18 protein-coding genes are annotated in these 20406 nt (G+C 39.5%); 17 read left to right on the top strand and 1 reads right to left on the bottom strand.

What is annotated here, in order from left to right; all coding sequences use genetic code 11:
• Positions 1–191 precede the first annotated feature (191 nt).
• The 5 genes from P7D84_RS09685 to P7D84_RS09665 are packed head-to-tail and all read left to right on the top strand — an operon-like array spanning position 192 to position 3751.
• Positions 192–1145, top strand: a complete 954-nt coding sequence (locus P7D84_RS09685) for a glycosylasparaginase (protein ID WP_311806265.1) — start codon at positions 192–194, stop codon at positions 1143–1145.
• 20 nt (positions 1146–1165) lie between these two features.
• Positions 1166–1498 carry a PTS sugar transporter subunit IIB gene (locus P7D84_RS09680; protein ID WP_137604093.1) on the top strand — a complete coding sequence of 111 codons (333 nt, stop codon included), beginning with the start codon at positions 1166–1168 and terminating at the stop codon, positions 1496–1498.
• Positions 1499–1520: 22 nt separating this feature from the next.
• Complete coding sequence (gene celB / locus P7D84_RS09675) at positions 1521–2876, top strand: PTS cellobiose transporter subunit IIC (protein WP_137604094.1); 1356 nt, start codon at positions 1521–1523, stop codon at positions 2874–2876.
• A gap of 14 nt (positions 2877–2890) precedes the next feature.
• Positions 2891–3409, top strand: coding sequence for a GrdB-related putative oxidoreductase (locus P7D84_RS09670; RefSeq protein ID WP_311806264.1), 519 nt, complete (start codon positions 2891–2893; stop codon positions 3407–3409).
• Positions 3410–3427: 18 nt separating this feature from the next.
• Complete coding sequence (locus P7D84_RS09665; protein WP_311806263.1) at positions 3428–3751, top strand: PTS lactose/cellobiose transporter subunit IIA; 324 nt, start codon at positions 3428–3430, stop codon at positions 3749–3751.
• 93 nt (positions 3752–3844) lie between these two features.
• On the opposite strand, the gene P7D84_RS09660 is transcribed toward P7D84_RS09665, so the two are convergent.
• Complete coding sequence (locus tag P7D84_RS09660; RefSeq protein ID WP_137604097.1) at positions 3845–4387, bottom strand: helix-turn-helix domain-containing protein; 543 nt, start codon at positions 4385–4387, stop codon at positions 3845–3847.
• A gap of 183 nt (positions 4388–4570) precedes the next feature.
• Here P7D84_RS09660 and P7D84_RS09655 point away from each other — a divergent pair, with 183 nt between their 5' ends.
• The 12 genes from P7D84_RS09655 (at position 4571) to P7D84_RS09600 (ending at position 20392) form a co-directional block, all read left to right on the top strand.
• Positions 4571–5350, top strand: a complete 780-nt coding sequence (locus tag P7D84_RS09655; protein WP_311806262.1) for a glycyl-radical enzyme activating protein — start codon at positions 4571–4573, stop codon at positions 5348–5350.
• Positions 5351–5402: 52 nt separating this feature from the next.
• On the top strand, positions 5403–7805 hold the full coding sequence (gene hypD / locus P7D84_RS09650; RefSeq protein ID WP_311806261.1) for a trans-4-hydroxy-L-proline dehydratase: 2403 nt from the start codon (positions 5403–5405) through the stop codon (positions 7803–7805).
• Positions 7806–7955: 150 nt separating this feature from the next.
• The gene (locus tag P7D84_RS09645; RefSeq protein ID WP_311806260.1) at positions 7956–8972 is read left to right on the top strand and encodes a LacI family DNA-binding transcriptional regulator; all 1017 of its coding nucleotides are present in this window, start codon (positions 7956–7958) and stop codon (positions 8970–8972) included.
• Positions 8973–9126: 154 nt separating this feature from the next.
• Positions 9127–10161, top strand: coding sequence for a 5-dehydro-2-deoxygluconokinase (gene iolC, locus P7D84_RS09640; protein WP_311806259.1), 1035 nt, complete (start codon positions 9127–9129; stop codon positions 10159–10161).
• 10 nt (positions 10162–10171) lie between these two features.
• Entirely contained in the window at positions 10172–12088 is a 1917-nt protein-coding gene (gene iolD, locus P7D84_RS09635) for a 3D-(3,5/4)-trihydroxycyclohexane-1,2-dione acylhydrolase (decyclizing) (RefSeq protein ID WP_311806258.1), read from the top strand.
• 38 nt (positions 12089–12126) lie between these two features.
• The gene (gene iolB / locus P7D84_RS09630) at positions 12127–12951 is read left to right on the top strand and encodes a 5-deoxy-glucuronate isomerase (RefSeq protein WP_311806257.1); all 825 of its coding nucleotides are present in this window, start codon (positions 12127–12129) and stop codon (positions 12949–12951) included.
• A 55-nt stretch (positions 12952–13006) separates the two neighbouring features.
• On the top strand, positions 13007–14464 hold the full coding sequence (locus tag P7D84_RS09625; RefSeq protein ID WP_311806256.1) for a CoA-acylating methylmalonate-semialdehyde dehydrogenase: 1458 nt from the start codon (positions 13007–13009) through the stop codon (positions 14462–14464).
• A 74-nt stretch (positions 14465–14538) separates the two neighbouring features.
• Complete coding sequence (locus P7D84_RS09620) at positions 14539–15699, top strand: iron-containing alcohol dehydrogenase (protein ID WP_311806255.1); 1161 nt, start codon at positions 14539–14541, stop codon at positions 15697–15699.
• Positions 15700–15813: 114 nt separating this feature from the next.
• Positions 15814–16821, top strand: a complete 1008-nt coding sequence (locus P7D84_RS09615; RefSeq protein ID WP_311806254.1) for a Gfo/Idh/MocA family protein — start codon at positions 15814–15816, stop codon at positions 16819–16821.
• 23 nt (positions 16822–16844) lie between these two features.
• Positions 16845–17879 (top strand): inositol 2-dehydrogenase, encoded by a 1035-nt coding sequence (iolG, locus tag P7D84_RS09610; protein WP_311806253.1) that lies wholly within the window; start codon positions 16845–16847, stop codon positions 17877–17879.
• 4 nt (positions 17880–17883) lie between these two features.
• Positions 17884–18774: a myo-inosose-2 dehydratase gene (gene iolE / locus P7D84_RS09605; RefSeq protein WP_311806252.1), complete on the top strand. Its 891-nt coding sequence runs from the start codon at positions 17884–17886 to the stop codon at positions 18772–18774.
• 22 nt (positions 18775–18796) lie between these two features.
• The gene (locus P7D84_RS09600; protein WP_311806251.1) at positions 18797–20392 is read left to right on the top strand and encodes a solute:sodium symporter family transporter; all 1596 of its coding nucleotides are present in this window, start codon (positions 18797–18799) and stop codon (positions 20390–20392) included.
• Positions 20393–20406 lie beyond the last annotated feature (14 nt).

The raw sequence follows: 20406 nt of genomic DNA, 5'->3' as shown, positions 1-20406 counted from the left end.
TTGAACAAGAAGGCTTAGCAGTGATATGCTAGGTCTTTTTCGTAGTTTTTTTCGCATTTCTTTTTTATATTCATGAGCCATTAAAAAAAGATAAAAATTTTTTTGATTTAGTATATACAAAACAGTATATACTATTTATAATGAAGTCAGAATTTTGGAAATGTAAACGGTAACGTAAAAGGAGGATAACGATGGCATGGGGAGCAATTGCCACATGGCGTATGGCACATGATGGCGTAGTAGAAGCATTGCAATTATTAGAAAAAAAAGAAGTAGCTGGCGATGCCGTAGAAACGTTGATTAAAACGGTAGAGGACTATCCTTACTACAAATCAGTTGGATTTGGTGGATTACCAAACGCTGAAGGAATCTTAGAAATGGATGCCGCCTTTATGGATGGAGATACGTTTGAAATTGGTGCAGTTGCAGGAATCACAGATGTAAAAAATCCTATCTCGGTAGCACGGAAATTAAGTAAAGACAAATTCAACAGTTTTCGAGTGGGGGATGGAGCAACAAAATATTCAATGCTAGAAGGTTTTGAAAGAAAAAGTATGTTAACTGACCGAGCTCATAAAATTTGGGAAAAGCGGTTAAAAGAAATTCATGAGAATAATTTAAATCCTTATGATGGTCACGATACAGTTGGTGCAATCACATTAGATCAAATGGGAACGATGACAGCTGGAACTTCCAGTTCAGGATTATTTATGAAAAAACCTGGTCGTGTAGGTGATTCACCATTATCTGGTTCAGGTTTTTATGTAGATAGTGAAGTTGGGGGTGCAGCAGCAACTGGATTGGGAGAAGATTTGATGAAAGGTTGTTTGTCTTATGAAATCGTCCGATTGATGAGTGAGGGGATGAAACCACAAGCAGCCTGTGATAAAGCAGTTTATGAATTTCATGATAAGTTAACTGCTCGTTATGGAAAGGCTGGAGCTTTTTCATTGGTTGCTATGAACACTCAAGGAGAATGGGGTGTTGCTACAAATGTTGAATTCACTTTTAGTGTGGGAAACGATCAAGAAAAACCGCAGATTTTTATTGCGAACATGGGTGTCAACCACACCACAGATATCCAACCGATTACACAAGAATGGCTAGATGCCTATGAAAAACGGATCAAAGCACCAATTGAATAAAAATTAGGAGAGTGGAAAAAATGAGTAAAAAACAGATTTATCTATTTTGTGATGCCGGGATGTCAACCAGTATTATGGTCAATAAAATGATGGAAGTTGTGAATAAGCACAATATGCCGCTTCAGATCACAGCATTTCCAGTAGCGCGTTCACAAGAAGTTGTGGAGAAAGAGAAACCTGTAGCAATTTTATTGGGACCACAAGTGAAATTCTTACTTGAAAAAACCAAAGAGCAATTTACGCCACAAGGAATTCCAGTTGCTGTGATCTCACCAGAAATTTATGGCATGATGGATGGCGAAAAAGCGATGAAAGAAGTTTTAAAACTGATTAAAGAAAATAAAAAGAAATAATCAACGATTGGAGAAAAAAAAGATGCAGAAATTTCTAAATTGGTTAGAAAAAATTTTAACGCCACTAGCGAAAATCATTGGAGAAAACAAGTATTTAATTGCTATCCGAGATGGTTTCTTAATTTCAACGCCATTATTAATTGTGGGTTCATTCTTCTTGTTACTTGCAAATTTTCCGATTCCTAATTGGAGCAATATCATTTCTCCAATTTTAGGTGACAACTGGGAATCTTTGATGTCAGTACCGGCTTCAGCTAGTTTTGACGTTATGACGATTTTAGCTGTCGTAGGAATTGCGTATAGTTTAGGAAGACAATTGGATATCGACGCGATCCAATCAGGTGCCTTGGCTTTAGTTTCTTTCTTTATTTTAACACCGTTTACGACCCAATTTACACCTGAAAATAGCACGCAAGTTTTCGATGTAACTAGCTTACCGCTAAAATGGATGGGTTCAAGCGGTCTGTTTTTAGGAATGATCATTGCATTAATTTCTACCCGGATTTTTGCAGCGGTAATCCATCGTGGTTGGACAATCAAAATGCCTGAAGGAGTTCCGCCAACAGTAGTGAAATCTTTTGAAGCATTGATTCCTAGTTTTGTTGTTGTAACAATTATGTTTGTTATTAATTGGTTAGTCTCCTTAACACCTATGGGGAATTTACAAGATATAATCTTTACCTTCTTACAAACGCCATTATTAAGTTTAGGAAATACCTTAGGTGCAATGATTATTGCGTATTTGTTCTTACATTTTTTCTGGTTTTTCGGAATCAATGGATCCAGCGTGGTAGGCGCAGTATTTAATCCTGTTTTACGAGCACTTTCTGTGGAAAATATGCAAGCATTCAAAGATGGTCATGAGATTCCCAATATCATCACAGGACAATTTCAAGATATGTTCGCGACCTTTGGTGGGGGCGGTTCAACCTTGTCTCTGATTATCGTAATGATTATTTTCTGTAAGAGTCAACGAGTGAAAAAATTATCGCAACTATCATTAGTTCCAAGTATTTTCGGAATCAATGAACCAATTATTTTTGGGTTGCCGATTGTGTTGAATCCAATTATCTTAATACCTTTTGCACTTGTACCTACGATTAATATTATTATTTCTTACTTTGCGATGGACTGGGGAATCGTTCCCTACACGAATGGAATTCAATTGCCGTGGACGACACCGCCAATCATTTCTGGCTTTTTAGTAAGCGGTTGGCAGGCATCTGTGTTGCAAGCATTGCTGATTGTTTTAGGGATGGTAATTTATTATCCATTTATCAAAGTAATGGATGATCAATATTTACGTGAAGAAAAGGAAGCAGAAGAAAAAGAAGCAGAAGAAATCGATTTTGATACATTTGATTTTGATGAAATCTAGGACAGGTGAATATAGTGAAAAAAATTATTTTAGTTCTTAATCATGTTCAGGCAGGAATGGGGAGTGATGAACATGCCAATCTAGCACCTAGCGGGAAAAAAGCCGCATTAGGTCCGGGGCAGACTCTTACACCCTATCTAAAAGAACAAGAAGCTGAAATTATTGCTACATTGTATTGTGGGGATCATTACTATTTGGAACACCAAGAAGAGGTAGCTAAGAAATTTATAGGGTTTGCAAAAAAATTTCAAGCAGATGCTGTAATCTGTGGTCCAGCTATGCACTATGCAAATTTTGGAGAGATGGCAGGCTCTTTGACTAAATATTTTATCCAATATGGAATTCCCGCGATTGCGGCCATGTCAATTGAAAATCCGGCAACTCAAGTGTATCAACAAGAAGTCCCAATTGTAAAAATGCCTAAAAAAGGTGGAATCGGTTTGAACGACTCATTTAAAAATATGGCATTGTTAGCAGCAGAAAAAGCTAAAGGTAATGATACGAAAGCTTTAGAAGAACGAATTTGTTTTTAAAGGAAGGAATTTTTTCAAATGAATGATGAACAATTACAAGTAGTCATGGGTCTAATCATGAACGCAGGCAATGCAAAAAGCGAAGCGGTGGCTGCTTTAGCTGCTGCAAAAGATAATGATTTTTCTGAAGCTGATGCGCGCATGAAGGCTGCAAACGATGCGTTAGTCGAAGCTCATAATACTCAGACAGGTCTATTGACGGCTGAAGCTAGTGGGAAAAATACCGAAGTAACACTATTAATGGTTCATAGTCAGGATCACTTGATGAATGCAATCTCTTATCTAGGATTAACTCAAGAATTGATTGATGTATATAAGCGTTTAGCTGCAATAGAAAAATGAAGAGAAAACCGACAAGATCAATTGTTCTTGTCGGTTTTTTAATGGAGTAAAAAATTATGAGCATCACGAAAGGATAAAAAATCTGGGAAGTTTCTAATAATCATTAGGATGGTGTACGACGATAAATTTTACGACATTGTTTGTTTGATTGTCCCAATTATGGTTGATGGTGGAAAAATAATGCGCTGAATCTCCAGGATAAAGTTGGTAGGTAGTCTCTTCAATTACCAAGGTCAAAATCCCTTCTAATATATAGATAAATTCCTCTCCTTGATGAGGATAGGTAGTGGGAAGTTCTCTATTTTCGTGAGGCATGATCTCAATCAGCTTTGGTGCAATCATTTTATCTTTGGGAGAACGGCTTAGTTGTTTATAAATAATATTGTTTAATTTATGGATTACAGGTTGATCATATCCGCGAACGATAGGCTCATTCACCGATTCATCTTCAAAAAAGTAATTGATTTTCACCTTAAATAAATCTGCAATAGTAGCTAAGTGTTCTACTGCGATGGTAGTGATCCCTCGTTCAAATTGAGATAAAAATCCCGTAGATAATCCTGTCTCTTCAGAAAGTTGTTTGAGAGTCATTCCTCGTTCGTTGCGCAGATTTTTAACTTTTTCACCAATATTCATCTGGATACTCCTCATTCATGATAAAAATTTCTTTATTAACTAGTATACCTGAAAAATTAGGGAATTTCTAATCATCATCTAAATGAAAAAAATCATATTAACAAAATAAAAAATTCACAATAATGAATAAAGCGCTTGCAACTATCTGGTAGACAATCTATAATGAAAGCGGGAGGGAAGCACGTGAAAAAGACGACGGTTTTTAATATCCAGAAATTTTCGACCCATGATGGGCCAGGGATTCGTACAACAATATTTTTCAAAGGGTGTCCCATAAAATGTGAATGGTGTCACAATCCTGAAAGTCAGGTTTTTGCACCAGAGATTATGTTGAATAAATACGGAAAAGAAGAATGGATAGGTAAAGAATACTCCATTCATGAATTAGTCAAAAAAATCCAAGCGGATCAAATCTTTTATGATCAATCTGGTGGAGGAGTGACCTTTTCTGGCGGCGAAGTAATGGCACAAAATATTGATTACGTGGTAGAACTGGCTCAAGAATGTCAGCGACTAGGGATTACTGTTGCAATCGATACATGTGGAGTAGCACCGACAGAAAATTTTCGTCGGATATTGCCATATGCCGATTTATTTTTATACGACCTAAAGTTCATTGATTCACATATCCATCAATTGTATACAGGTGCTAATAATCATTTAGTTTTAGAAAATCTACGTTTTTTATCAGATCATCAGGCTGAAATCAATTTACGATTGATTTTACTGGATGAGATTAATGCGGATGAAGGAACAGCAAAAGAAATCATTGACTGGTTAACAGATGAAGGGATTCATGTAAGTGAAATATCATTGTTGCCGTATCATGATTTTGGGCGAGATAAGTATGACCGCTTACAGCGTACTTGTACACAAAATTTTACTCAGCCATCTGATGAACAGGTGATGTCAATCAAAGAAACGTATCAAGCGGCAGGATATCAAGTAACCATCGGTGGATAATTGGGGAATTAGCAAAAAACAATAAACAAGCTATGATCAAGGAGGAAGAAAAATGACGGAATTAACATTGGAACCGACTAGAAGAGGGAGTACTGAACGGATCAAGCGATTGCGAGAAATCAGCGACAAAGAATGTACACCGAGTATCTCAATGGAGCGAGCGGTTTTATTGACTGAAGCCTACAAAAAGTGGGAAGGGAAAGTTTCTGCTCCGGTATTACGAGGAAAAGCTTTCAAATACATCATGGAAAATCGGACGAACTATATTGAAAAAGGTTCTCTAGTTTTAGGAGAAAAAGGGGATAGACCGTGGGCTGCTCCGACGTTTCCTGAATTGTGCTGTCATACATTGGAAGATTTTGACAATATGCATAACCGTGAAAAAGTTTTCTTTCGGGTAAGCGAAGAAGACCGTCGTATCCAAGAAGAGGTAATCATTCCTTATTGGCATGATCGTGCGATGATGACACGAATGAATCGATTATTGCCAGAAGAGTGGCATTTATTGTTTGATGCGGGTCTTTATACCGAGTTTTTGATGCAGCGAGGACCAGGTCATACAGTGGCAGATGGAAAAATGTATCAAAAAGGGTTTGCTGATTTTAAAGCAGAGATTCAACAAGAGATTGACAATCTTGACTACAACAACGATATGGAAGCTTTGAACAAGCGCGAAGAATTAGAAGGAATGAAACTTGTTTGCGAAGGGATGATCATTTACGGCAAACGCTATGCCCAACAATGCCGAGATTTGGCTGCTACAGAAACGGATCGTAAATGGAAACAAGAATTACTAGACCTTGCAGAAGTCTGCGATGTGGTGCCAGAACATGCGCCGCAAACATTCCGCCAAGCAATTCAAATGTATTGGTTTACTCATATCGGTATCACTGTTGAAATGAATAACTGGGATGCTTATTCACCAGGGAAACTGGATCAGCATTTAGAGCCATTTTATGAAAAAGACATCGCCGAAGGTCGTTTGACTAGAGAAGAAGCTCGTGAATTATTAGAAAATCTGTGGATTCAATTCAATAACCAACCGGCTCCGCCAAAAGTTGGGATTACTTTAAAAGAAAGCGGGACATATACAGATTTTTGTAATTTGAACACTGGGGCTTTGCGTCCAGATGGAACGAGCGGGGTGAGTGATGTTAGTTATTTGATTTTAGAAGTGATGGATGAAATGAAGCTGTTGCAACCTAGTTCAAATGTTCAGATTTCGCGGAAATCGCCGGAAAAATTCCTGCGTGAAGCCTTAAAAGTTTCCCGTAAAGGTTGGGGACAACCGGCGATGTATAATTCCGAAGCCATCTTGGCAGAACTTAGTTACCTTGGAAAATCTGTTGATGATGCTAGAGAAAGCGGTATTTGTTCAGGGTGCGTGGAAGTTGGGGTAGCTGGAAAAGAAGCGTATGTGTTAACAGGTTATCTGAATATCCCAAAAGTCTTCGAATTAGCGATGAATCGCGGCTACGATCATTATACGGATAAACAAGTTGGTATCGATGTTGGTGATTTCACGAAGATGACCACTTACGAGGAGATTTTTGAAGCATTTCATCAAGAATTGCAGTATGTAGTTGATGTAAAAGTTGCAGGAAATAACTTAATTGAACGGATGTACATGGAATTCATGCCCGTTCCGCTTCTTTCGGTGATGTCTGATGATTGTATCAAAGTCGGTAAAGACTATAATGCTGGCGGGGCACGTTATAATACAAGCTATATCCAATGCGTTGGTATCGCAACAATCACTGATTCTTTAGCTGCAATCAAACACAATGTTTTTGAAGAAAAAAATATGACGATGGCAGAGTTATTAGCAGCCTGTGAAGCAGATTTTGAAAATTATGAAGAAATTTATGACAAGGTTTACAATGAAACACCAAAATATGGAAATGACGATGATTATGCAGATAGCTTATTACGAGATGTTGCTGACTCATTACAAGAAGTGATCGCTGGACGGCCAACACCAAAAGGATCGAAAACAGTAGTCGAATTTTTACCAACAACTTGTCACGTGTACTTTGGTCAAGTCATGGAAGCATCACCTAATGGTCGTCATAAAGGCATTCCATTACCAGATGGTATCTCACCAGAAAAAGGTGCGGATCGCAATGGACCGACAGCTGTGATAAAATCTGCCTCAAAAATTGATCAGACCAAAACTGGTGGCGCATTGTTGAATCAAAAATTCACACCGAGTGTGGTTGCTGGTGAAGCAGGGATAACCCATATGGCTTCGTTAGTCCGTAGCTACTTTGCTTTGGATGGTCATCATATCCAGTTCAATGTAATTGATCGAGAAACTTTATTAAAAGCACAAAAACATCCAAAAGAATACGAAAATTTAATCGTACGAGTGGCAGGTTATAGCGACTATTTCAATAATCTAGAAAAAGCGCTGCAAGATGAGATCATTTCACGAACAGAGCAAGCCTTTGGCTAATGATTCTTATAAGCAATTGATTAAAGTAAGTGTCTCCTTTAGCCTGTGACAGGGATATTATCATAAAGAAAATATTTTTTGGGGTTTAAGCACGCATTTTTGCGTGCTTTTATGGTAAAATAAACTTAATAGGGAAAAAGGAGAAGTGAAATGGCAGGTACGATTAAAGAAATAGCTGAAAGAGCAGGTGTGTCCAGAGGAACTGTGGATCGGGCATTGAATGATCGAGGGCGCATCAATCCAGAGGTTGCTGAAAGAATCAAAGCAATTGCTAAGGAAATGGATTACGTTCCAAAGAAAAAAAAGGCGGCAAAAGATGCCCCTCTTAAATTAGGGATTGTCACGCAATTGGCAAAGTCTTCTTTTATGATCCCAATTCGATCAGGTTTACAATCAATTATAGGCGACCTGAAAAAAAGAAACATCGATTGTTTTCTAGAGGAAGTTGATGGAGTTGATGAAGCGGCGCAGCTACAGGCGTTAGACCGATTGGCGAAACTTGGGGTAAAAGGCATTGCGATTATGCCGGTAGATAGTGTTGGTATCAGAGAAAAAATCAATCAATTGACAGAGCAAGGTATCAACATCATTACCTTTAATTCTGATATTGTCGGAACAAAACGGCAATGCTTTGTCGGGATGGATAACTTTAAAAGCGGAAAAACTGCCGCCGGATTACTGGGGATGCTGACGAAAGGCAAGGGAGATGTTCTAGCCATCACTGGATATTTTGGAAACAGCGTCAATAGCCTACGTGTCGATGGATTTGTAAAGGAGTTGAAACAGTCATTTCCTGAGTTGAAACTAACGGGTGTTCAGAGTAGCTTTGACTCAAGTGCTGAGGTTGAAAAGATTTTAAGAGATACCTTGGGAAATTATGCAAATTTAGATGGTGTCGTTATTTTTTCTGGTGGGCAAGCAGGAATTTCCCGCGTGTTAGAAACAATTGATGAGAAGAAGCGTCCTTATGTGATTATCTATGATTTAACTAAAAATAATATTGAAATGCTAAAAAAAAATCAGGTTGATTTTCTAATCGATCAAGATGGATTTACTCAAGGTTACCGTTCTTTGTTGTTGTTAGCAAACCAGTTGCAGAATAATAAAACGGTTACAAAGGATGCGCACTTTACCGATATTATTATTAAAACAAGATACAATATTTAAAAAATAGTGTGAATCATGCTGGAAGGCGATTCACGCTTATTTTTTTGCCGCTTTTAAACGCACGCGATCATATGTGTAAAAATAAGTATTGCACGCAAATGATGAGCGTGCTATACTTACCTCGGAAATAGAAGAATGAAGAAGAGGTGGATATATGAGTTACATAAGTTTTGATCAATCAAAAGAATTTGACTTGCTACTTCTAGGAAGAGTTGCTATCGATTTTAACCCAGCCTACAACAATCAAGTTAAAGAAGGATTTAAGCCATTAAAAAATGTTCATATGTTTGAAAAGTTCGTGGGGGGCTCTCCTGCTAATATCTCTGTGGGTGTTACTAAACATGGAATGAAAGCTGGTTTTATTGGTAAAGTCTCGGATGACCAGTTTGGAGAGTACGTGATTGATTATTTTAACGAACAAGGTATTGATACTTCTCAAATCAGTAAAACACAACATGGTGAGAAGCTTGGATTGACCTTTACTGAAATGCTTTCTCCTAAGGAAAGCAGTATCCTGATGTATCGAAACCAGGTAGCGGATTTGAAACTAAGTGTAGAAGATATCAATGAAGACTATTTGAAACGTTCAAAAGCGTTACTGATTTCGGGTACTGCACTGGCGGAGAGTCCTTCTAGGGAAGCTGTGCTCAAAGCCGTGATGCTGGCGAAAAAAAATAATGTCAAGATTATTTTTGATATCGACTACCGAGCATATAATTGGAAAAATGCTGATGAGATTTCAATTTATTATTCCATGATTGCCAAGGATTCAGATATTATCATGGGATCAAGAGAAGAGTTTGATTTAACTGAAAAGTTAATCCAGCCAAATATGTCAGATAATGAAAGCGCTATTTTTTGGTGTGGGTGCGGTGCTGAGATAGTTGTGATTAAACATGGGATGAAAGGCTCGACCGCCTATACCGCGGATCAGCAGCAGTTTTCAATCAAACCATTTCCGGTGGAAGCACGCAAAGGCTTCGGCGGCGGTGATGGGTATGCGGCCGGCTTCTTATACGGGTTGTTCGAAGGTTGGAAAATTATCGATTGTTTAGAATTTGGCTCGGCGGAGGCTTCAATGATGGTCAAAAGCAATAACTGTTCCGATTCTTTGCCGACTACTCAGGAGGTAAAAGATTTTATTAAATTGGAGAAGGAAATATACGGCGAGATGGTCGCTCGGATTTAAGGTGAAGAAAATGGAAAAGACGATTCGTTTAACAACAGCACAAGCATTATTAAAATTTTTGAATCAACAATATATCAGCATTGACGGAAAAGAAACGCCTTATGTCGAAGGGATTTTCCATGTTTATGGCCATGGAAATGTTTTAGGAATTGGTCAGGCATTGGAGCAAAACCCAGGACATTTAAAAAGCTACAGTGGAAAAAATGAACAAGGCATGGCACATGCAGCGGTTGCCTTTGCTAGGCAAAGTTTGCGTAAGAAAATATTTGCTGTCTCAACATCTGCTGGACCAGGTTCTGCTAATTTATTGACAGCTGCAGGGACGGCATTTGCAAATAATATTCCTGTTTTGTTTTTACCGGCGGATACATTTGCTACGCGTCAACCGGACCCTGTCTTGCAGCAGTTGGAACACGCCGCTAGTGTCGCGTTTTCTACCAATGATGCTTTCCAGGCGGTTTCTCGCTATTGGGATCGAATCAATCGGCCGGAACAGTTGATGTCAGCGTTACTGCGGGCTTTTGAAGTCATGACAAACCCCACAACGACAGGTCCTGCGACGATTTGTCTGCCGCAGGATGTAGAGTCAGAAGCCTATGACTATCCAGTGGAGTTTTTCAAAAGACGGATTCATTATATCGATCGTAGGATTCCAACAGATCGAGAGATTCAAGCAGCGAGTCAACAGATAAAAACCAGTAAACGGCCTGTGATTATTGTTGGTGGTGGATGCAAGTATTCGGAAGCTGGTGAGATCCTTGAAAAAATTTCAAGAGATCATCAGATTCCATTAGTGGAAACACATGCCGGCAAATCGACCGTCTCATGGAACTTTGAAAACAATCTTTGCGGAATGGGTATTTTAGGTACCTCAGCAGCCAATAAAGCTGTTCAGCAAGCTGATTTGATCATCGGAATCGGAACACGTTATACCGATTTTACGACAGCATCGAAAAGTATTTTCAATTTTGAGCAATCAAAAATAATGAACATTAATGTAAGTAGGCCACAGGCATACAAAATGGAAGCACTACAGGTTGTCGGCGATGCTCGAGCAACATTAGAGGCACTTAAACCAATGATTGAAGGATATCAAGCAACTTATGGCTTGAAAATCAGCAAGTTGAAGGAAGAATGGCTCAGCGAGCGGAATCGGTTAAAAATAACCCATTTTACGCGGGAAGCTTTTATTCCAGAAATCAAGGATCATTTTTCTCAGGACATTTTAAATGCTTATGCGGAGGCACTAGATACAAATTTGACCCAAACAGAGGTCTTCGTCCATCTGAATGATTTTGTTGATGATGATGCCATCGTCATCGGCTCTGCTGGATCATTACCGGGAGACATGCATCGATTGTGGAATCCAGTGAAGGAAAATACCTATCATCTAGAGTACGGCTATTCTTGTATGGGTTATGAAATCGCTGGCGCGATGGGTGTACGGATGGCTCAGCCTAATCAGGAGGTCTATGCATTAGTAGGTGATGGCAGTTTCTTAATGCTTCATAGTGAGTTGGTTTCTGCTTTGCAATACGATAAAAAAATCAACATTATTCTTTTTGATAATTCTGGTTTTGGCTGCATCAATAATTTGCAAATGGATAATGGTGGTTCCAGTCAAGGAACGGAATTCAGAAATACCAGAGATGAGATCATGAACATCGATTACGCTAAAATCGCTGAAGGTTACGGAGCGAAAGCATATCGAGTAAATTCGATTGAAGAGCTAAAATCAGCGGTTGCAGATGCGAAAAATCAAACTCGGTCGACGATGATTGAAGTGAAGGTTCTTCCTAAAACAATGACAGATGGCTATGATGGCAGTTGGTGGAATGTTGGAATTGCTGAAGTATCAGAAAAAGTAGCAGTGCAAAACGCATACAAAGCAAAAAAAGAAAAACTTGCCAAGGCTAAAAAATATTAGGCATTTATCATAAGGCTAAAAAGTTAGGAGTAGATTGATTGAAAAAGACATTGAAGCACCAATCTTTAATGAAAGAACTAGCACCTGGTGTTCGACAAATTCAAAATATTCGGAAAACCAATGCTGATTTAGAATATATTGAATTTCAGGTTCTTGAGCTAGAAAATGGCGCCGCTTATCAAGAAGTTGGTAGCGAACAAGAAATATGTATCGTTGTACTGACTGGGAAAATCAATGTTAAGACAGAAGGTAAGTGGTATGAGGGTTTAGGTACGAGGGAATCTGTTTTTGAGAAGATTCCAACGGATAGTATCTATATACCGGCGGGAACCCCCTTTGAGCTTGTGTCAGCTTCGGATAATGTCCGATTGGCACTTTGTTACTCGGTGGCAAAAAAAGCTTTGCCAGTGCATGTGATTCGAGCTGAGGACAATATCATTGAAGAACGCGGTCTTTATCAAAATAAACGGCTCGTGCATAATATTTTACCGGATAATGTCGATATTGCGAGTAGCTTATTGGTAGTGGAGGTCTATACTGAGGGAGGAAATTTTTCCAGCTATCCTCCTCACAAGCATGACCAAGAAAACTTGCCTCATGAATCCTTTTTAGAGGAAACGTATTATCATGAACTTGATCCAGAGCAAGGGTTTGTTTTCCAACGAGTGTATACAGAGGATGGTTCGTTAGACGAAACGATGACGGTAGAGCATCAAAATGTCGTTGAAGTTCCTAAGGGCTATCATCCTGTGGGTGTGCCGGATGGGTACACTTCCTATTATTTAAATGTGATGGCAGGACCTGAGCGAATTTGGAAATTCCATAACGAGAAGAAGCACGAATGGATCTTGCAGCGCAAGTAGTCAATCAGCAGGTGCGGATAAAATGAATAAGCAGATTTTTTTAGGAGGAAAATAAATGACACGATTTTTAAGGAATTATATCGACGGACGGTGGGTCGCCAGCAAAGCGACTGATTTTGAAAAAGTTGTCAATCCAGCTACAGAAGAACCTTTAGCCAATGTCCCATTATCTAGTGAGGCAGAGACAGCAGAAGCAATAAGAGTTGCTGATGTCGCTTTTCAAACATGGAAAAAAGTGAGTGTTCCTGTTCGTGGACGGTATCTCTTCAAATTGCATCATTTATTACTAGAACATAAAGATGAACTAGCACGGTTAATCACGCTTGAAAACGGGAAATCTCTATCCGAGTCGTTGGGAGAAGTTCAGCGAGGTATTGAAAATGTAGAACACGCAACGGGAATCACGAATTTAATCATGGGGGATTCTCTGTCGACAGCAGCTACTGATATTGAGATTACGAATTATCGTTACCCAATCGGAGTAATTGGAGGAATCACACCGTTTAATTTTCCAATGATGGTGCCTTTCTGGATTTTCCCCATGGCGCTGGCAGCAGGTAATACCGTAGTGTTGAAGCCTTCAGAAAAAACACCGCTACTGATGGAAAAAATTGTTGAACTAATCGAAGAAGCAGGTTTTCCTAGCGGAGTTTTTAATGTTGTGTACGGTGCTCATGATGTTGTGAACACTTTATTGCGTGATCCACTGGTAAAAGGTATCAGCTTTGTAGGTTCAAAAAAAGTCGGTGAATACGTTTATCGAGAAGGAACAAAAAATTTAAAACGAGTGCAGGCATTAACTGGAGCGAAAAATCACGTTATTGTATTGAAAGATGCCAACATTGATCGTGCAGTCAAAGATATCATTGGCGGTGCCTTTGGTTCTGCTGGCGAACGCTGCATGGCTGCTTCTGTCATTGTATTAGAAGAAGCTATCGCAGATCAATTTGTTGAAAAATTTAGAGCTGCGGCAAAAATGATAAAAATTGGTAACGGTTTGGATGAAGGAATCTTTTTAGGACCAGTTATTCGAAAAGAAGCACAACAACGGACTTTTGAATACATTCAGAAAGGAATAGATGAAGGGGCAAAACTGTTGCTAGACGGCCGAGAAAATATTCCAGAAAAAGGTTATTTCGTTGGACCTACGATTTTTGATCATGTCACGATGGAGATGAAGATTTGGCAAGATGAAATTTTTGCTCCAGTCGCATCAATCGTTCGGGTGAAAAATCTGGAAGCCGCAGTTAAGCTGACGAATGAATCAGAATTCGCGAATGGCTCATGTCTATACACTAGCAACGCATCTGCAATTCGCTATTTTAGAGAAAATATTGATGCAGGTATGTTAGGGATCAATCTCGGCGTGCCCGCACCAATGGCTTGGTTTGCTTTTTCCGGCTGGAAGCATTCTTTCTTTGGTGATCTGCATGCTAATGGAAATGATAGTGTAGAATTTTATACCCATCGAAAAGTAGTGACGGCCCGGTATGCGCCAAGTGAGATTGACTAAATTTACTTTGAAACTCTGTAAAAAGAGCTTCGAGGATTCTGTTATCGGCGATTCGCCAGAGAGAGGTTTTTTCTGTGAATATTCAATTAAAAATGCCCGCCAATTTAATAATTGGCGGAGGAACAATCCAAAATCTTTTCGAAGAATCAAAACAACTGGGGGAAAATCCTTTAATTATCAGTGATACAGTGATGCAGCAAACCGGTCATTTAAAAAGAATCGAAGCGCTGTTAGGTAAAACAAGCATTCAGCTAGCGGAATATACAGATATTCAAGCAGAGCCAACGCAAGAAAATGTCTATGCTGCGTTGCAATTATTCCAAAAAAATCAATGTGATCACATTATCGCTTTTGGAGGTGGGAGCTGTCTGGATACAGCAAAAGTTGTCGCGGTATTAGCCGCCAATCAGCTGAGCCTTGAAGCACTTTACGAAAAACGCTATGATCTGCTTCAACCTAGTATTCCTCTAATCGCACTCCCAACGACCGCGGGGACTGGCTCAGAAGTGACGAATGTAGCAGTTATTACCAATACAAAAACAGCAGTCAAAATGATGATGAAAGATCTGATTTTCATGCCGCAGCTTTCCATCGTTGATGCTGACTTTACCCTTACTGTGCCGGCTAAAGTCACAGCCGCAACGGGAATTGATGCGTTATGTCATGCCTTGGAGTCCTATGTATCGGTCAAGGCTAATGAAGTGACACGATTATTTTCACTAGAAGCAATGAAGAAAATTATGAATGTGCTTTCTGTTGTGTATGAAAATGGTCAAGATAGTTTAGCTAGAGAACAAATGAGTTTAGCTTCGACAGAGGCGGGGCTTGCTTTTTCTAATGCATCAGTTACATTGATCCACGGAATGAGTCGTCCGTTAGGAGCGCTTTTCCATATTCCACATGGAATCTCAAATGCGATGCTGTTGCCGGTTTTTTTAGAGTTTTCAAAGGATGCAATCAAAGAAGATTTGTCTACAATTGCGAAGTACATCTATCCAACAGCCGAGGAACTCTCGGTGGAGGATTCCTCGCTTTTATTAATTGAGAAGATACAGACATTGTGTCAACAGTTAGCCATTCCAACGATTAAAAATTACGGCGTTGATCAGAGACAGTTTTTTGTAGCCATAGATAAAATGGCAACAGATGCCTTAGCAAGTGGCAGTCCGCAAAACAATAAAAAAGTTCCTAATCATGGTCAAATTAAGGATCTATATATACAAGCCTATGGGTAGTAAAAAGGCAGAGTAAAGAGAGAGCTCTACCTTTTAGCAATAATAGCTGCATAAACATAATTTTGTAAGCGCATACTTGTTATGCGTAAGACAAAGAAATAGGGGGATGAACCATTGAGAATAAAAGTAGGTGTTATCGGAACAGGGGCAATTGGGATTGAACATATCGACAGAATTAATCACAAGACACAAGGTGCTTATGTGACGGCAGTATCAGATATCAATGTCGAAGCAGCAAGTAAGATTGCCCAGGAAATTGGTGCCAAATTCTTCAAAACAGGAGAGGAGCTGATTGCTTCTGAGAATGTGGATGTTGTAGTCGTTACTTCATGGGACCCAACACACGAAAAATATGTACTGGAAGCAATTAAGCATGGGAAGTACGTGTTCTGTGAAAAACCATTGGCGATGGATGCCGAAGGCTGCCGCCGGATTGTGGATGCTGAAGTGGCTTATGGGAAAAAGCTGGTTCAGGTTGGCTTCATGCGCCGTTATGATCGTGGGTATATCGAACTGAAAAAAGCGATTGAATCAAAACGTTATGGCGAAGCGTTGATGCTTCATTGTGCCCATAGAAATCCCAGTGCAGATGAAAATTATAAGACGCCAATGGCGATCAGTAACACAGCAATTCATGAGATCGATGTACTTCGTTGGTTGTTAAATGAAGATTATGCTTCTGTTCAAATGATCTTACCGAAGAGAACCAGCAATACCCATGCTGATTTACATGACCCACAACTGCTGATCTTTCAAACAAAATCGGGTGTAACAATCGATTTGGAAATTTTTGTGAATTGTCGTTTTGGCTATGATATTAAATGTGATGTGGTTTTTGAAACGGCAGAAGTAGGAATGACTGATCCCGCATACACACAAATCAAAGCAGAAGAAAAAAATTATACACCGATTTCACCAGATTGGCAAACACGATTTTTAGATGCTTATGACTATGAATTCAAATTATGGATTGATTCGATTAAAAATGGCGCGCTCGTTGGTCCTACTGCCTGGGATGGGTATGTAGCAGCGATTACGATGATGGCTTGTCATGATTCTCGTGAAACAGGGGAAAAAGTGATTATCCAAATGGATGAACGACCAGTATTATACAATGGTTAATTCTCAGACAACGGAGGTATTTCATGGAAAATATTAGAGTAGGAATTGTGGGATTAGGAAGATTAGGAAAAGTGCATGCAAAGAATTTATCATCTGCTGTTAATGGGTGTGAGCTCACTGCTGCATGTAGTTTAGTTGAATCAGAACTGGTATTTGCACAGAAGGAATTAGGCGTTAAGCATACGTTTTCTGATTATGAGGAAATGGTCCAAAGTTCTGTCATTGACGCAGTTTTTATTGTATCACCTTCAGGCTTTCACTGTGAACAGGTACGTTTGGCAATGGAAAATGGGAAACACGTCTTTACTGAAAAACCGTTAGGACTTGAGATAGAAGATATTCAAAAAACTCAGAAGGTTATTGAAGCCCATCCTGAGCAAGTGTTCATGTTAGGCTTCATGCGCCGCTATGATGAATCTTACCAGTACGCAAAGAAGATGGTAGAAGACGGAGAAATCGGAAATATTACGCTGATTCGCTGCTATGGTATCGATCCAAGCGAAGGATTGGAAAGCTTTGTAAAATTCGCGATGAATAATGACAGTGGTGGCTTATTCCTAGATATGGCAATTCATGATATAGATTTAGTCCGCTGGTTTACCAGTCAAGAGGTCGACCAAGTTTGGGCGATTGGGAAGAATGCTGCTTATCCGGAACTGGATCAAGCCGGTGAACTTGAAACTGGGGCAGCGATGATGAGTCTTAGCGATAAAACAATGGCTTTATTAGTCGCTGGAAGAAACGCAGCTCATGGCTATCATGTTGAAACAGAGATTATTGGAACCAAAGGAATGCTGCGAGTAGCACAAGTACCTGAAAAAAATCTTGTAACGATTATGAATGATCAGGGGGTTATTCGTCCATGCTCTCAAAATTTCCCAGAAAGATTTAGAGAAGCCTTTATTCGTGAAGCGCAAGAATTTGTTTCATGCATTCAAGAAAACCGCCAACCAGTAGTTAATGCAGAGGACGGTCTACAAGCAACAAGAATCGCATTAGCTTGTCAAGAATCATTTGATACGAATAGTTTAGTACAACTAAAAAAAATAGGAGAGTGAAATAATGGTCAAACAAATTCAACTAGCTATTGCACCGATTGCGTGGACCAATGATGATATGCCAGAACTTGGAAGTGAAAATACTTTTGAGCAATGTATCAGTGAAATGTCGCTCGCTAGGTTTACCGGAACAGAGATTGGTAACAAGTATCCAAAAGATCCGAAGGTTTTGGACCAATATCTGAGCATTCGTGGCTTAAAGGTGGCTAGTGCATGGTTCAGTGCATTTCTGACAACTAAACCTTTCGAAGAGACTGCTGAATCCTTTAAAGCGCATCGGGATTTTCTGCACGAGATGGGGGCGAAGGTCATCGTAGTAGCAGAGCAGGGGCACAGTATCCAAGGTATTATGACAGCACCAGTTTTCGATGAGAAGCCGATTTTTACGGATGAAGAGTGGCAAAAATTAGCTGAAGGGTTGGAAAAACTAGGGGATCTGGCTCACGAAAAGGATATGGAAATTGTTTACCATCATCACATGGGAACAGGGGTCCAAACAACGGAAGAAATCGACCGCTTAATGGAAATGACTGATCCAGCGAAAGTTAAACTATTGTTTGATACGGGGCATCTCGTCTTTTCTGGTGAAAGCCCAATCACGATTTATAATCGCTACAAAGATCGCATCAAACACATCCATTTCAAAGATATTCGGCAAGAAATGGCAGAGGAAATTAAAACAGAAAAAGACAGCTTCTTAAATGCAGTCAAAAAGGGCGTCTTTACAGTGCCTGGTGATGGAATGATTGATTTCTCCCCGATTTGGACAGCGATTGAAGCAAGTGACTATGAGGGCTGGATTGTTGTTGAAGCGGAGCAAGATCCAGCCAAAGCAAATCCATTTGAGTATGCAGTCAAAGCACGCAGCTATATCCGAGAGGTCACCGGTCTTTAATTTATTGAGAAGGAGCTAGACGATGAATCTTTTTTCTATAATCAGTTTCCTAGTGATTGTCATCTTTGTGTGGATTTTTGCCTATTCTCGATCCAGAAATGTCGATACCTCTGGATCAGAAGGCTTCTTCATGGGTGGCCGAAGCTTAGCCGCATTGCCTATTGCCGGCACGATTATTATGACGAATCTGTCCACGGAGCAAATTGTCGGACAAAATGGTCAAAGCTACCATGCCGGAATGGAAGTAATGGCTTGGGAAGTAACTGCTACGATCGCGATTGTGGCGTTGGCTGTCATCTTTTTGCCAAAATATTTTAAGTATGGAATTAATACGATCTCAGATTTTATTGAAATTCGTTATGATACGGTTACAAAACGAATTATTTCGATTTTATTTATTGTTACCTACATGACCTCTTTCTTACCTGTGGTCCTTTACTCAGGTTCGCTAGTATTCAATAAGATTTTTCATATTGATGAGCTGCTGGGGGTCAAGCCGATCGTGGCAATTATTATTGTTGCTATGGTGATTGGAGTTGTTGGGATTCTCTATCTGCTGATCGGTGGTTTATCTCTAAGTGCCAATAGTGATTCGATTTATGGTGTTGGTCTGTTAATCTGCGGACTCCTGGTCCCAATCTTAGGCTTAATGAAGCTTGGGGGTGGCAGCTTTGTCGGCGGGATTGAACACGTCGTTGAAAATACGCCGTGGCTACTTAACTCTGTAGGAGCAATCGATTCGGCAATTGTACCGTGGCATACACTATTCACAGGAATGCTATTTAATAATTTGTATTTCTGGTGTACCAATCAGATGATTGTCCAAAAAGCACTGTCAGGAAAAAATTTAGCAGAAGCACAAAAAGGTGCTTTTCTAGTAGGAATTTTCAAAATTTTTGGTGCGTTGTTCTTAGTCTTTCCTGGTATCGTCGCGCGAAACATTTTCGGTGATGCCTTGATGTCAAATCCAGATAACGCGTATCCGTATTTAGTAACTGAAGTCCTGCCGAAAATGATTTTTGGTATTTTCGCCGCGGTGATCTTTGGCGCAATCTTGTCCTCCTTTGCAGGAGCATTAAATGCGACATCGACATTGTTCTCACTAGATTTTTACAAACCAATCATCAATAAGCAAGCAGATGACAAACAAATCGCTCGTGCTGGTAAAACAGTAACAGTCGTTGTTGGGATCATCTCCATTATTGTAGCACCTTTCATTTCGTTTGCTCCAGCAGGCCTGTATCAATTTGTTCAAGAATTTAATGGATTGTACAATATGCCGCTGTTAGTGATTATTCTCTTTGCTTTTTATTCAAAAAAAGCAACTGCCTTTGGAGCAAAAATGACAATCGCTATTCACATCATCTTGTACGCATTGTCAAAAATGCTTTTCAAAGATATTCATTTTCTGTATGTTCTAAGTGCGTTGTTTATCCTAGATATTATTATTCTGTTAGTTGTCTCTAAAGTGAAACCAGATGGAGAATTTGTCCTGAATTCATTTGATACAAAAGTAAACATCGAGCCTTGGAAATACAGTAAAATCGCTGCGGTAGTATTAGTAGTCGTTGTTATCTTAACTTATGTGGCGTTTTCGCCAATAGGGTTTGCTCACTAAAAGGAAAAAGTAAA

It is taken from the genome of Enterococcus dongliensis, assembly GCF_031927985.1.
Classification (GTDB): domain Bacteria; phylum Bacillota; class Bacilli; order Lactobacillales; family Enterococcaceae; genus Enterococcus_A; species Enterococcus_A dongliensis.
Note: the sequence above shows the minus strand (reverse complement) of the source record. Positions and strands in the feature narration are given on the sequence as shown.

Bases quoted from the DNA above. Each gene is read 5' to 3' on its own strand.
- P7D84_RS09685 (WP_311806265.1), top strand. From the start codon at position 192: ATGGCATGGGGAGCAATTGCCACATGGCGTATGGCACATGATGGCGTA.
- P7D84_RS09680 (WP_137604093.1), top strand. From the start codon at position 1,166: ATGAGTAAAAAACAGATTTATCTATTTTGTGATGCCGGGATGTCAACC.
- celB (WP_137604094.1), top strand. From the start codon at position 1,521: ATGCAGAAATTTCTAAATTGGTTAGAAAAAATTTTAACGCCACTAGCG.
- P7D84_RS09665 (WP_311806263.1), top strand. From the start codon at position 3,428: ATGAATGATGAACAATTACAAGTAGTCATGGGTCTAATCATGAACGCA.
- P7D84_RS09660 (WP_137604097.1), bottom strand. From the start codon at position 4,387: ATGAATATTGGTGAAAAAGTTAAAAATCTGCGCAACGAACGAGGAATG.
- hypD (WP_311806261.1), top strand. From the start codon at position 5,403: ATGACGGAATTAACATTGGAACCGACTAGAAGAGGGAGTACTGAACGG.
- P7D84_RS09645 (WP_311806260.1), top strand. From the start codon at position 7,956: ATGGCAGGTACGATTAAAGAAATAGCTGAAAGAGCAGGTGTGTCCAGA.
- iolC (WP_311806259.1), top strand. From the start codon at position 9,127: ATGAGTTACATAAGTTTTGATCAATCAAAAGAATTTGACTTGCTACTT.
- iolD (WP_311806258.1), top strand. From the start codon at position 10,172: ATGGAAAAGACGATTCGTTTAACAACAGCACAAGCATTATTAAAATTT.
- P7D84_RS09625 (WP_311806256.1), top strand. From the start codon at position 13,007: ATGACACGATTTTTAAGGAATTATATCGACGGACGGTGGGTCGCCAGC.
- iolG (WP_311806253.1), top strand. From the start codon at position 16,845: ATGGAAAATATTAGAGTAGGAATTGTGGGATTAGGAAGATTAGGAAAA.
- iolE (WP_311806252.1), top strand. From the start codon at position 17,884: ATGGTCAAACAAATTCAACTAGCTATTGCACCGATTGCGTGGACCAAT.
- P7D84_RS09600 (WP_311806251.1), top strand. From the start codon at position 18,797: ATGAATCTTTTTTCTATAATCAGTTTCCTAGTGATTGTCATCTTTGTG.